The sequence below is a fragment of the Bradyrhizobium sp. McL0616 genome (assembly GCF_049993385.1).
Classification (GTDB): domain Bacteria; phylum Pseudomonadota; class Alphaproteobacteria; order Rhizobiales; family Xanthobacteraceae; genus Bradyrhizobium.
The window spans coordinates 7,627,661-7,640,471 of the sequence record NZ_CP188255.1 but is presented as its reverse complement, the minus strand read 5'-3'; the positions used below and the strand labels follow the sequence as shown (position 1 = coordinate 7,640,471).

Below are 12,811 nucleotides of genomic sequence, written 5' to 3'. Positions count from 1 at the left end.
TCCCGGGCTTGTCCCGGGCATCCACGGCCCTAAACTGATGGCAACGAAAAAGAACGTGGATGGCCGGGACAAGCCCGGCCATGACGACACGGCCGGGAAACGACCATGCTCACCGAAGCCAAGACTTACGACGAGCTCTATCGCAACTTCCGCTGGGACGTTCCGGCGCGCTTCAACATGGCGGAAGCCTGCTGTGATCGCCATGCCGACGGCACCGGCCGCCTCGCGCTGGTCTATGTCGACGAGAACGGCGCAACGACCCGCACCTCCTTCGACGAGGTCGCCGAGATGTCGCGCCGCTTTGCCAATGTGCTGAAGGCCGACGGGCTTGTGCGCGGCGATCGCGTCGCCGTGTTCCTTTCGCAATCGCTGGAATTGCCGATCGCGCATCTCGCCGCGTTCCGCTCGGGAATGATCTCGATCCCGCTGTTCGCCCTGTTCGGCGAGGACGCGCTGGAATTCCGCCTGTCGAATTCACAAGCCAGGGCGATCATCACCGATGAGGCTGGCTGGGAGAAGCTCACAAAGGTCCGCGATCGGCTGCCCTATTTGCAGGACATCTACGTCACGACCGGCGCCGTTCATGCTGGCGCAAAACCGTTCTGGTCGGCGATCGAAACCGCCCCGGAGGACTTTACGACCGTCGAAACGTCGGCTGACGATCCCGCGCTGATCATCTACACGTCAGGCACGACCGGCAATCCGAAGGGCGCGCTGCACGCCCATCGCGTCGTGCTCGGCCATCTACCGAATGTGGAGATGTGCCACAATTTCCTGCCGCGACCAGGCGATCTCATGTGGACGCCGGCGGACTGGGCCTGGATCGGCGGCCTCGTCAACGGCCTGTTCGCGTTCTGGTACCACGGCATTCCGCTGGTCGGCCATCGCGCGCGAAAATTCGAGCCGCAGGCGGCGATGCAGATGATGGCCGATCTCGGTGTCCGCAACGTCTTCCTGCCGCCGACCGCGCTGAAGCTGATGCGGCAGGCCGGCGTGAAACATTCCGGCGTCAAGCTGCGCAGCATCTTTACCGGCGGTGAATCGCTCGGCGGCGAGCTTCTCGGCTGGGTGCGCGAAACCTTCGGCATCGACGCTCACGAGGTGTTCGGCCAGACCGAGTGCAATCTCGTGATAGGCAGCAACTCGAATTTGTTTCCGATCCGCCCGGGTTCGATGGGCAAGGCGACGCCGGGCTTCGACGTCCGCATCGTCAACGACAAGGGCGAGGAGCTGCCCACGGGCCAGCGCGGCATCATTGGCGTGCGCCAGCCGTGCCCGTGCACGATGATCGAATACTGGCGCAATCCGGAGGCGACCGCGAAGAAATATGCCGGCGAATTCCTGCTCACCGGCGATCTCGGCGTGCAGGATGAGGACGGCTATTTCTGGTACGTCAGCCGCGAGGACGACGTCATCACCACCGCCGGCTATCGCGTCGGCCCCTCGGAGATCGAGCACACGCTGATGAAGCATCCGTCGGTGGCGATGGCCGCGGTGGTCGGCATCCCCGATCCGATCCGCACGGAATCGATCAAGGCCTGGATCGTGTTGCGCCCCGGCTTTGCGCCGGGCGATGGGCTTGCGCGCGAGATCCAGGAATTCGTCAAAGTGCAGCTTGCCGCCCACGAATATCCGCGCTTCGTCGAGTTTGCCGAGACGCTGCCGATGACGGCGACGGGAAAGGTGCTGCGGCGCGAGCTGCGGGCGAAGGGGTAGCTAGCTCGCCGCGGTATCCTTAGACCGCTCTCCGCTACCGTCGAACGAACTCGCACGTGCAAGCTCCCCAGGCGCGCGCTAACATCGGCGCCAACACGACGCGGCGAAGATCGCGTGAGGGAGGAAGCAGATGTCGATCTCGGGCAAAGTCGATCCGGTGGTGCGTCCCGTTGCGGCGACCGATATCGCCGAGGCGCTGGTCGAGGGCATGCGCGATTTCCAGGCGCTGCCGCTCTACGGGCTTTGCTTCGGCGCGCTGTACGCTGCCGGTGGCATCGCCATAGTGCTGTGCGTCACGGCCTTCGGCATGGTCTATCTCGTCTATCCGCTCGCCGCCGGCTTCGCGCTGATCGGGCCATTCGTGGCGATCGGACTTTACGAGGTCAGCCGCCGCCGCGAGCGCGGCGAGCCCGTTTCGTTTGCGGCGATCTGGTCGACGATACGTTCGCGCAGCGAGATCGGCTGGATGGCTTTCGTCACGCTGTTCGTGTTCGTGATCTGGATGTACCAGGTCCGGCTCTTGATCGCGCTGCTGCTCGGCCTGCACGCCTCGTTCTCGAGCCTCCAGGAATTCATGACGGTGGTGCTGACGACCAATGAGGGCCTGCTGTTCCTTGCGATCGGCAACGCGGTGGGCGCTGTGCTGTCGCTGATCTTGTTTTCGCTGACCGTGGTGTCGTTTCCGCTGCTGCTCGACCGCGAGGTCGATTTCGTCACCGCGATGGTGACCAGCGTGCGCGCGGTGGTGACCAGCCCGCTGCCGATGATCTCTTGGGCCGCGGTGATCGTGATGGTCCTGATCGTGTCGGCGCTGCCGTATTTTCTGGGGCTCGTGGTGACGCTGCCGGTGCTCGGGCACGCCACGTGGCATCTCTATCGGCGCTTGGTGGTGCCCACACCGTAGTCGTCCTGGCGAAAGCCGGGACCCACAGGGAGGAGTTTGGCGCGAACTGGCCATGACCAATCTACGCAAAAGCCAGCTCTGTGGTTATGGGTCCTGGATCGGCGCTCCGCTTCGCTACGCTTGTCCAGGACGACGGCTTGGAACGACACCTAGAGAATTGTGTTTTGGTCGTCCATAATTGGCTGTGTTAGCCTCACACCTCAGCCAACGCAGATTGGTTCCGGGAGGACTTTTATGTTCCGTTGCGTCTTAACTGCTGCCGGCCTCGTCCTTTTCGCCAGCAGCACGCTCGTCCACGCGCAGAAACAGACGATCGGCGCGCCGCCCGAGGCTTCCAACATGAAGCTGGTTGGCTATAGCGACCTCCAGGCGCGCAGCGCCTATCAGCCGACCATCCATCACCAGGGCGACCGCTGGATCGCCTATATCGGCCATCACGGCGGCACCGATGATGTGCCCGCGCCCGTCAACCCGATGACGGGGCAGGCCGAGCCGAACGGAACCTCGATCGTCGACGTCACCGATCCCGCGCATCCCAAATATCTGCGGCACCTGCCCGGACAGGAAGGCAAATATGAATCCGGCGGCGCGCAGATGGTGCGGGTCTGCGACGGCAAGTCATTGCCGAAGGGCGATCCGAATGCGGTCTACATGCTGCGCACCTTCGGCAGCGAGGCGCATGAAATCTGGAACGTCGCCGATCCCGCCAATCCCGTGCTCGTTACCCGCCTTGGCGGCTTGAAGGACACGCACAAGAGCTGGTGGGAGTGCGACACTGGTATCGCCTATCTCGTTTCGGGCGCGCCGGATTGGCGCACGCGGCGAATGACGCAGATCTATGATCTCAGCGATCCGGGCCATCCGCAGAAGATCCGTGATTTTGGCTTGCCGGGCCAGGAGCCCGGTTCGACCGGCGCGGTGCCGACGGAATTGCACGGGCCGATCTCGACCGGCCCTAACGGCAACCGCGTCTATTTCGGCTATGGCACCAACAAGGGCGGCATCTTGCAGATTGTCGATCGCGAGAAGCTGTTGAACGGCGGCAAGGAGCCGACCCCGGACAATCTGCGTTACCCGGAGATCTCGCGACTGCCGATGTCGGCTTTCAACGGCGCCCACACCACGTTCCCGATGCTCGACATGCCCGTCGCCGAATTCGCCGAGGACAAGGACGGCAGGACCCGCGACATCGTCATGATCGTGGACGAGGCAATTTTGAACGAATGCGGCGAGGCGCGGCAGATGGTGTGGTTCGCCGACGTCACCACCGAGGCGCGGCCGATGATGATCTCGAGCTACACGGTGCCGGAGGCGAGCGGGCAGTTCTGCCAGCGCGGCGGCCGCTTCGGCTCGCATTCGGCGAGCGAGAGCATGGCGCCGGTCTACTACAAGAAGATGGCCTTCATCGCCTTCTTCAATGCCGGTGTGCGCGCGCTCGATATCCGCGATCCCTATCACCCCAAGGAAGTCGGCTATTTCATTCCGGCGATTACGCAGGCCACCGACAAGCGCTGCATTCCGGTCGAGGGCGGCGAGCGCTGCAAGGTCGCGATCCAGACCAACAATGTCGAGACCGATGACCGCGGTTATATCTACATCGTCGATCGCGCCAACACGGGGTTGCATGTTCTGGAGCTGACAGGTCCCGCGCGCGCCGTCGCCGGCCTGCCGCGGAACTAGCCATGCGACACGCGGCGACGATCGCGCTCGTCCTTGCTGCGCTCGGCGCGTCCGGCGTCGGGGCGTATCAGCTTGCGCCGCCTGCGGCAGCATCAGCGCATTGGCGCGAGCTCGCCTGGCCGTTCCCGCGCGACGGCTGGCCGGCGGGCCGTGCGTTTCGCTGCGAAGGCGGTGCCTGTGACGGCGCCGAGCTCTACGTGCGCGCCAAGCGCGGTTTCTGCAATTGCGATCGCGGCGTTGCCGATGACGACGAGGTCGATCGTGTCACCGATCTCGATCTGGTCAGCCCACGCTTTGCGGCCACCGCGCCGGGTGAGGTGGTGCGTGTCGGTGAGTTGGACGGTCGTGCAAGACGCTATGATCTCGCGAGTTGGGACGGCACGCATCATCCCGCGATCGGCATCGCCGTGTCACGGCGATGCGATCTCTTCGTCGCCGCGGCGCAAGGGCGGGGCGAAGCGAGTGTGATGCAGCGCGCGGCACTTGCGTTTCTGGAGACGCAGGAGATGAAGACATGGGTAACGGCGGCGCTGGACGGAAACTGAGTGTCATGCATTAATGCCTTAAACTGCTCTCACCGAGTCCTCACCATGATGTCCATGCAAGCCTATCTCGCCTTCGTCGCCGCCTGCATTGCGCTCGCGCTGCTGCCGGGTCCCATCGTCACGCTCGTGATCGCCAACGGTCTGCGCCACGGCACGCGTGCGGCGCTGACCAACATTCTCGGCGTGCAGGTGGGGCTGTTGATCGTGATTGGCATACTCGCGGTGGGCCTCACCTCGCTCATGGCGACGATGGGCTATTGGTTCAACTGGGTGCGCTTTGCGGGCGCAGCCTATCTGGTCTGGCTCGGCATCAAGCTGATCCGCTCTCCGGTTGAGGGCGTCGACACCGATGCCCCGCCGCCTCCCCCTCGCGGTGGCTTTCTTTTGCAGGGCTTTGTCGTGGCGTTGTCGAACCCGAAACTGCTGGTGTTCTTCGGCGCGTTCATTCCGCAATTCATGGACATGAACAAGGATCACCTGTCGCAGGTCTTGGTGCTCGGAATCACCTTCATGGTGCTTGCCGGCTTGACGGACGGAATCTACGCGCTGCTTGCCGGTCGGGCCCGCAGCTTCTTCTCGGCCCGCCGTACCCGCATGATGTCGCGTGTCTCCGGCGGCTTCATGATCGGCGGCGGCATCTGGCTGGCGCTGACAAGGGCGAAATAGCCCGCTTTCACGTCTCTTCGGATTGAACCTTTGTCGGCGGCGATGCGTCCAATCGGGCATTGCCGCCGACGAAGGATTTGCCGTGCCTGATCTGCCCTGGTTCGTCTACGCGATGCTGCTCGCACCGCTCGGACTCATCCTGATTGCCGCCATTGTGAAGACCTGGCAGGCCCGCGAGGCGCGGAGCTGGCCGCAAGCACCCGGCAAGGTCGTTACGTCAGTTGCGGAGGTGCGCGAGGTCAGGGTGTCCGATGACGAGCGCGAGGAGGGCTATCGCCTCGAGAGCCGCAATTTTGCGAACGTGACTTATGAATATTCGGTCGCCGGCCGCAAGCTCAGCAACAACCGCATCTCGATTGGTGAGGACCTCGGCAATTTCCAGGTGGCCGAGCAGCTCGCAAAATATCCCGCCGGCAGCATCGTCACCGTCTACTACAATCCGCGCCATCCCGATCAGGCCGTGCTGGAGCGCGACCTGCCCAAGGGGCTGTGGGGCTGCCTTGGCATCGGCACGGCGATTGTGATCGCCATCATTTTCGGCTCGGCGTTCGGCCTCAACCAGAGCTACGCCTATCTCGCGCATCACATCGCGCGGCCTGATCTCGCAGGCCTCGTCGTCGGCTTCGGTGCGTTCGGCGCCGTCATCGCGCTGTTTGGAGTCGCCGTGCAGCGGCAGGCCTCGATGGCGACGCGATGGCCGGTGGTGGCGGGCACCATCAAGCTGTCGGAGATGGAGGAATATCACGAGGCCAGCAAACCCGGCGAAAGCCGCGGTACCGAGATGTTTGGCAAGCGTGTGACCTACACCTATAGCTATCTGAACATCAGATACACCAACGAGTGCGCGCGCGTCGCAGCAGGCACGCCGTCGGCCTCCAACAAGATGCTGGAGAAGCTGATGTCGCGCTATCAGGACGGCGCGACCGTCGAGGTTCGCGTCAACCCGGACAACCCGGCGGAAGCCACGCTCGACGCGCGCGGCGACGGCCGCATTGCCTACGTGCTGTGGGGCATCGCCGCGATCTTCGCCGCGCTGGCGCTGTTCGTCGCGACGCGCGGCGGCTAGCCGACCAGCCGCTCCGCCCGCAACTCCACCTCGATCTCCGCAAAGCTCCGCGCCAACCGCTCCGCCCATTGCTGCTGTCCGGACTGGTCCGCGATCAGATCCTGGCGGATCTCGATGCCGGTGTTGATCAGGCCGCGGGCCTCGCCGTGGACGGGGATGGTGTAGTCGGTGAGGTCGCTCACCGCATAGGGCTCGTTGTCGCCAACAACGAGATCGCTCTCGGCGCGCAGGTGCTTGAGCAGGAGCTTTGGCAGCACCGTGTCGCGGTTGTAGAGCGCGCCGATGTGCCAGGGCCGCGCGACGCCGGGATAGACCGGCGTGAAACTGTGCAGCGACACCAGCACGGTTGGTTGCTTGTCGTGCACGCGGCTGTCGATCACGGCAGCGATGCGGTGATGATAGGGCTCGAAGATCTCGCGCCGCCGTGCCTCGCGCTCATGCTCTGAAATGCCCTCGTTGCGCGGGATCGTCGTGGCCTCGGAGATCATGGGGATCGAGCTCATCGCGCCCGGCGGGCGGTTGCAGTCGATCACGAGCCGCGAATAGCGCTGGGCGACCAGATGCGCGTCGAGCATCTTCGCGAGCCGGTCGGCGACGCCGGCAATGCCGATGTCCCAGGCAATGTGCCGCGTCAGCTCGCTTTCGGCGACGCCGAGGTCGCCAAGCGAGTGCGGCAGCACCCGGCCGTGGTGATCCGAGGTCAGCAGGAACGGCGATGCTCCCCCTGCATTCACCTCATGCACTGGCGGTATGTCCCCCTCGCCGAGGAGTTGATCGGTCGCGTCGGCTGTGTCTAAAGCCATCCTGATTGCCTATGGAAAAAGCAGTCGCCCCCGGAAATTGGGCAGGAATCGGTATAGATTGTCCTGTCCAAAATCACCATGATCGCCCGACGATGCCGCTACTGACGATTCATCACAAGACCGAATATCGCTACGATCGCCCCGTGGCGTTCGGCGAACACAGGATCATGCTGCGTCCGCGCGACGGGCATGACCTGCGCGTGCTCGACTTTCAACTCGACATCTCGCCGACGCCGATGTCGCTGCGCTGGATCCACGATGTGTTCGGCAATTCGGTCGCGATCGCCAATTTTGACGAGCGTGCCGACACGCTGAGCTTCGATTGGCACGTCACCGTCGAGCATAATCCGGTGGAGGAGTTCGCGCTGACGCCGGACGATCCCGCTTTCTTTTATCCCTTCATCTACGACGATGAGGAATTCCCCGACCTCGTCCAGTACATCACGCCGCAATATGCCGATCCCGACGGCGAGATCGCGGAATGGGCGCGCGGCTTCCTCGATGAGGATTCACCGTCGCCGACCTTCAAGATCCTGAGCGGCATCACCCACGGCATTCGCGAGCAGTTCAAATACCGCAAGCGTCATGAGCCCGGCACGCAGCATCCACTCGACACTTTGCAGTCGGGCACGGGAACTTGTCGGGACTATGCGCTGTTTATGATCGAAGCGCTGCGCCATCTCGGCTTCGCCGCGCGGTTCGTCTCCGGCTACATCTTCGTGCCGGAGGATATCGAGGAACATCACGTCGGCGGTGGCTCGACGCACGCCTGGGTGCAGGTCTATTTGCCGAGCGCGGGCTGGATCGAGTTCGATCCGACCAATGGCATCGTCGGCACCCGCGATCTCATCCGTGTCGCGGTCGCCCGCGATCCGCGCCAGGCGATCCCGCTATACGGCGTTTATATCGGCCCGGGAGATGCCTTCGAAGCCATGGACGTGAGCATCAGGGTGGTCTCGGACGATCAGGACAGCGACGAAGAGATGGAGGCAGAGGTTTTATAGATGGAGATCAAGGTCGGCTTCGAGATCACCTACGCGGCAGCGCAGCCGACACCGATGGTGATCATGCTCAACATCCACCCCTCGCGGCGGGCCGACATCATCGGCAAGGAGACGGTGGTCGCGGAGCCCGACGTTCCCATCCGCTTCTATCGCGACGGCTTTGACAATGTGTGCGGCCGCCTCGTTGCGCCCGCCGGTGGTGTGACGCTGAAGGGCAGCGCGTTGGTGCGCGACACCGGCCGGCCCGACGAGGTAATGCCGACCGCGCAGCAACTCCCGATCGAGCAACTGCCGAACGAGCTGCTGCTCTATCTGATGCCGAGCCGCTATTGCGAGACCGACAAGCTCACCGACATCGCCTGGTCGCTGTTTGGCAAGACAAAGCCGGGCTGGAAGCGCGTCGCTGCCATTACCGAGCTCGTGCATGAGCACGTCACCTTCGGCTACGAGCACGCCCATCACATGAAATCGGCGCATGACGTCTACGAGCAGAAGACCGGTGTCTGCCGCGACTTCGCGCATCTCGCGCTCACCTTCTGCCGCTGCATGGGCATCCCCGCGCGCTATTGCACCGGTTACATGGGCGACATCGGCATTCCGCCGGATCCGTCCCCGATGGATTTCTCCGGTTGGTTTCAGGTCTGGCTGTCCGGCAAATGGTTCACCTTCGATGCCCGCCACAACGTCCCCCGCACGGGTCGTATCCTGATGGCCACAGGCCGCGACGCCGCAGACGTCGCGCTGTCGACGAGCTTCGGCCGGATGGAGTTGAAGAAGTTCGTGGTGGTGAGTGACGAGGTGGCGAAGGCGGGGTGAGCGGCTGTTCCCCCTCCGTCATTGCGAGCGCAGCGAAGCAATCCAGTCGGTCCCCGCGGCGAAGTCTGGATTGCTTCGTCGCAAGAGCTTCTCGCAATGACGGTGTTGGGAGGCTATAGAGCCGCCATGACCTCCGATCGTCTCTTCGTCTACGGCACCCTGATGCGCGGCTTCGACCATCCGATGGCGCGGCTGCTTGCGGGCCATGCGGATTTCCTGGGTGAGGCGACGTGCCGCGGCAAGCTCGTGCTGGTGAAGCATTATCCGGGATTGCTGCTGTCGGACGCGCCATCCGATCTCGTCCACGGCGAACTCGTTCATCTCCGTGCGCCCGACGAGCTCCTGCGCGAGCTCGACATGTATGAGGCCTGCGGCGAAGGCTTTCCGGAGCCGACCGAATATTTGCGCAAGCTGATCGACGTGACGCTTGCCGACGGCGTCACCGAGAAGGCCTGGACCTACATCTACAATTGGCCCGTCACCGATCTGCCGCGCATCGCGTCCGGCCGTTTCCTCGCGTATTAAGCCGAAAGCACTTCCTTCACCACGCGGACATCGACCTCGCGCTCGACGTAAGTCCATTCCTCGGTTTGCCTGAGCATCGCCACCAGCTCGTCGAACAACGAGGCATGCGCGGGCGCGAATTCGAACCAGGTGAGAAAATCGAAGGGCTCGCCGAGGTCGCGGCAATGATAGAGCTGCCGCGCGATCGCGGGCAGGAAGCGCAGGCTGCTGGCGATGTGGTGCGATTTGTCCTCAAATATCGCGCGCCGCTCTTCCTGCGTGAGCTCCCACCAGGCTTGCGATTTGCGGATCGGGATCAGCGCCGCGTAGGTGGCCTCAAGCCGGCCGAGGCCGGCCTGCACCGCCGTGAGCTGCTGTTTCTCGGCGCGCTCGGTGTAGCGCAGCGTGCTCGGGGCGCCCACCAGCCGCCACGCGAGGCGCGAGGGCACCAGCGGCAACGAGACGGCATCGCCGTCGATCACCGACAGCGCCGGCATGAAAGGCAGGGGCTCGCCCGTCACGGGCGAAACCGAGGTCACGCGCCAGCCCCCGCTCTGACCACCTCGAAACGTCCTGAACATGGCCCATGGAAGCGTGGAACCGGGCGGGGTTCAAGGCCTCTCTCATTCGGGGCGCGCGCTCAGCGCCGGAAAGGCCTGTGAACAGCGCGTATAATCCTGACAAACCTGACTTTTAGGCAGGCCGCACCTATATCCCTGATCCTTCGCCCCGACTCACCTTGGTTCGCGCTACACACACATGATCCGCTTCACGCCCCAATTTCTCGACGAGCTGCGTGCCCGGCTTTCGGTCTCCGAAGTCGTGGGCAAGCGCGTCAAGCTGAAGAAGGCCGGGCGCGAGTGGAAGGGGCTGTCGCCGTTCCAGCAGGAGAAAACCCCATCCTTCTACGTCAACGACCAGAAGGGTTTTTACCACGACTTCTCCTCCGGCAAGCACGGCGACATCATCACCTTCGTGATGGAGACCGACGGCCTGCCGTTCGCGGAGGCCGTGGAGCGGCTCGCCAGCATGGCGGGCCTGCCGTTGCCGGCGGTGACGCCTGATGCGGCGCGGCACGAGCAGCGCCGCCGCACGCTGCATGACGTCATGGATCTCGCGGCAAAATTCTTTGCCGAAACGCTGGCCTCGCGCGTGGGCGCCAAGGCGCGCGGTTACCTCGCCGACCGTGCGCTCTCGCCGGCAACGCAATTGCAGTTCCGTCTCGGCTATGCGTCGCCCGATCGCTTTGCGCTGAAGGAGCATCTCGGCAAGCTCGGTGTCTCCGTCGAGGACATGGTCGAAACGGGCATGCTGGTGGCCGGCGACGACATTCCCGTGCCCTATGACCGCTTCCGCGATCGCGTGATGTTTCCGATCACCGATCTGCGCGGTCGCGTCATCGCCTTCGGCGGGCGCGCGCTGGAAAAGGACGTTCCGGCCAAATATCTGAACTCGCCGGAGACGCCGCTCTTCCACAAGGGCGACAATCTCTACAACCACCAGACCGCGCGCGCCGCATCCCACAATGGCGCGCCGGTGATCGTGGTCGAAGGCTATGTCGACGTCATCGCCATGGTCACTTCGGGCTTTGCAGGCAGCGTCGCGCCGCTCGGCACTGCGCTGACCGAAAACCAGCTCGCGCTGCTCTGGAAGATGGCGGACGAGCCGATCCTCTGCTTTGACGGCGACAAGGCCGGACAGAAGGCGGCGTATCGTGCTGCCGACCTCGCACTGCCATTCCTCGCACCCGGAAAAAGCCTGCGCTTTGCGCTGCTGCCGGAAGGGCAGGACCCCGACGATCTCGCGCGCTCCGGCGGCCGCGGAGCGATCGAGGAGGTGATCGCGGCGGCACGCCCGCTCGCCGACATGATCTGGTCGCGCGAGCTCGAAGGCGGTAATTTCGCCACCCCCGAACGCCGCGCCGCGCTGGAGGCGCGCATCAAGGAGCTTTCCAACGGCATCCGCGACGAGGTGGTGCGGCGCTATTATCGCCAGGATCTCGCCGAGCGGCTTCAGCGCACATTCGCGCCGGAAGGCGGACGCGGCGGCTTTGCCGGCCGGGGCAATTTCCGTGCAGGCTCCCCCGGTCGCCAGTTCCAGCCGAGGGGCGGGGGACAGGCGAATCGATTCGGTGGCCAGGGTTTTGGGGGAGGCCGCCGCGGCCCGCCCGGTCCCATCCCGCTTCCCTCCGGCCCCTACCAGGCGGCGAGCCCCCAGCTGGCGGCGAGCCCGATCATGCGCGGACAGCGCAGCGCCATTTCCCGGCGCGAGGCGCTGATCCTGCAGATCCTGATCAACCACCCCTGGCTTCTGCATGAGCATCTGGAGGAGGTGGCGGCCCTGGAGCTGGCCCATCCCGAGGCCCACAAGCTGCGGGCCGGCATCATCGCCGCCTTCGCCAACGATCATCACCACTCACCGGACCCTGGCGAGCAGGCCGAGAAAATGCGGTCCGACATCGAGAAAGGCGGATTTTCGCAGCTTCTTCAAAGGGTTGAGAATGGCATCACAACGCAGGCCGTGTGGGGTGCAAGGGAGGGCGCGGCCCGGGACGACGTTCTCTCGACCTGGCACCAGCTCGTTGCCTTGCATCGGCAATACCATTCACTACTTAGAGAGCTGAAGGACGCCGAGCTGGCCTTGGGGGAGGATCCCAGCGAGGCCAATATGGCGTGGCTGCGGGACGTCAAAGCCCGGCTGGCCGAGGTCGATGGCACCGAGGCCCTGATCGAGGGTTTTGGCGAGCTGTCGGGCCGGTTCCAGAAGAGTGTGTGACGAAAGAATCATGCGGACGGCCGGGGCCGGAACCGCTAAAAGACTCGCCAAATCCAAGGTTTGGCGGCAAAAACAGGGTTAATCGAGGCTTAACGGTCTTGTAGCACTTTGGCCCCCAGGCGGCCGCAGGCAGAACAGACGCGTCAGGAATGAATCCGCGCAATATCTGTTGGCACTTCACCTGCATCCGCTGCGACAAAGGTGCTCACGAAGCGTTAGGCAAATCCGGCGAGGGAAAGTTGGGGGTGGCGATCAGATGTTCGCGCCGCCCTTTCCGTGTCGAGATCTGACGAAGCGAGAGCGTCGAGCAACAGGTTCAAGTGATTTCAGGC

At 64.0% G+C, this 12,811-nt stretch carries 12 protein-coding genes; 10 read left to right on the top strand and 2 right to left on the bottom strand.

Annotated features, from left to right (window positions below; translation table 11 throughout):
* Nucleotides 1-105 precede the first annotated feature (105 nt).
* From ACPPVR_RS36805 to ACPPVR_RS36780, 6 genes are all read left to right on the top strand, one after another.
* The gene (locus ACPPVR_RS36805) at nucleotides 106-1,716 is read left to right on the top strand and encodes an acyl-CoA synthetase (protein WP_426611386.1); all 1,611 of its coding nucleotides are present in this window, start codon (nucleotides 106-108) and stop codon (nucleotides 1,714-1,716) included.
* A 130-nt stretch (nucleotides 1,717-1,846) separates the two neighbouring features.
* Nucleotides 1,847-2,620: a DUF2189 domain-containing protein gene (locus ACPPVR_RS36800; RefSeq protein ID WP_426611385.1), complete on the top strand. Its 774-nt coding sequence runs from the start codon at nucleotides 1,847-1,849 to the stop codon at nucleotides 2,618-2,620.
* Between the two features lie 234 nt (nucleotides 2,621-2,854).
* Nucleotides 2,855-4,300 (top strand): LVIVD repeat-containing protein, encoded by a 1,446-nt coding sequence (locus ACPPVR_RS36795; RefSeq protein ID WP_426611384.1) that lies wholly within the window; start codon nucleotides 2,855-2,857, stop codon nucleotides 4,298-4,300.
* Nucleotides 4,301-4,302: 2 nt separating this feature from the next.
* Nucleotides 4,303-4,845 (top strand): hypothetical protein, encoded by a 543-nt coding sequence (locus ACPPVR_RS36790; protein WP_426611383.1) that lies wholly within the window; start codon nucleotides 4,303-4,305, stop codon nucleotides 4,843-4,845.
* Between the two features lie 48 nt (nucleotides 4,846-4,893).
* Nucleotides 4,894-5,511: a LysE family translocator gene (locus tag ACPPVR_RS36785; protein WP_426616258.1), complete on the top strand. Its 618-nt coding sequence runs from the start codon at nucleotides 4,894-4,896 to the stop codon at nucleotides 5,509-5,511.
* Nucleotides 5,512-5,593: 82 nt separating this feature from the next.
* Nucleotides 5,594-6,577: a DUF3592 domain-containing protein gene (locus ACPPVR_RS36780; protein WP_426611382.1), complete on the top strand. Its 984-nt coding sequence runs from the start codon at nucleotides 5,594-5,596 to the stop codon at nucleotides 6,575-6,577.
* Here ACPPVR_RS36780 and ACPPVR_RS36775 read toward each other — a convergent pair.
* Entirely contained in the window at nucleotides 6,574-7,380 is an 807-nt protein-coding gene (locus tag ACPPVR_RS36775) for an N-formylglutamate amidohydrolase (RefSeq protein ID WP_426611381.1), read from the bottom strand. The two genes, ACPPVR_RS36780 and ACPPVR_RS36775, sit on opposite strands and share 4 nt — an antisense overlap.
* Before the next feature lie 92 nt (nucleotides 7,381-7,472).
* Here ACPPVR_RS36775 and ACPPVR_RS36770 point away from each other — a divergent pair, with 92 nt between their 5' ends.
* From ACPPVR_RS36770 to ACPPVR_RS36760, 3 genes are all read left to right on the top strand, one after another.
* Nucleotides 7,473-8,384, top strand: coding sequence for a transglutaminase family protein (locus tag ACPPVR_RS36770; RefSeq protein WP_426611380.1), 912 nt, complete (start codon nucleotides 7,473-7,475; stop codon nucleotides 8,382-8,384).
* Nucleotides 8,385-9,200 carry a transglutaminase-like domain-containing protein gene (locus ACPPVR_RS36765; RefSeq protein ID WP_426611379.1) on the top strand — a complete coding sequence of 272 codons (816 nt, stop codon included), beginning with the start codon at nucleotides 8,385-8,387 and terminating at the stop codon, nucleotides 9,198-9,200.
* A 126-nt stretch (nucleotides 9,201-9,326) separates the two neighbouring features.
* Nucleotides 9,327-9,725, top strand: a complete 399-nt coding sequence (locus ACPPVR_RS36760; RefSeq protein WP_426611378.1) for a gamma-glutamylcyclotransferase family protein — start codon at nucleotides 9,327-9,329, stop codon at nucleotides 9,723-9,725.
* Here the strand turns inward: ACPPVR_RS36760 and ACPPVR_RS36755 are convergent.
* Entirely contained in the window at nucleotides 9,722-10,285 is a 564-nt protein-coding gene (locus ACPPVR_RS36755) for a chlorite dismutase family protein (protein ID WP_426611377.1), read from the bottom strand. The two genes, ACPPVR_RS36760 and ACPPVR_RS36755, sit on opposite strands and share 4 nt — an antisense overlap.
* A 181-nt stretch (nucleotides 10,286-10,466) precedes the next feature.
* Between ACPPVR_RS36755 and dnaG the strand changes: the two genes are divergently transcribed.
* Nucleotides 10,467-12,479 carry a DNA primase gene (gene dnaG / locus ACPPVR_RS36750; protein WP_426616257.1) on the top strand — a complete coding sequence of 671 codons (2,013 nt, stop codon included), beginning with the start codon at nucleotides 10,467-10,469 and terminating at the stop codon, nucleotides 12,477-12,479.
* Nucleotides 12,480-12,811 lie beyond the last annotated feature (332 nt).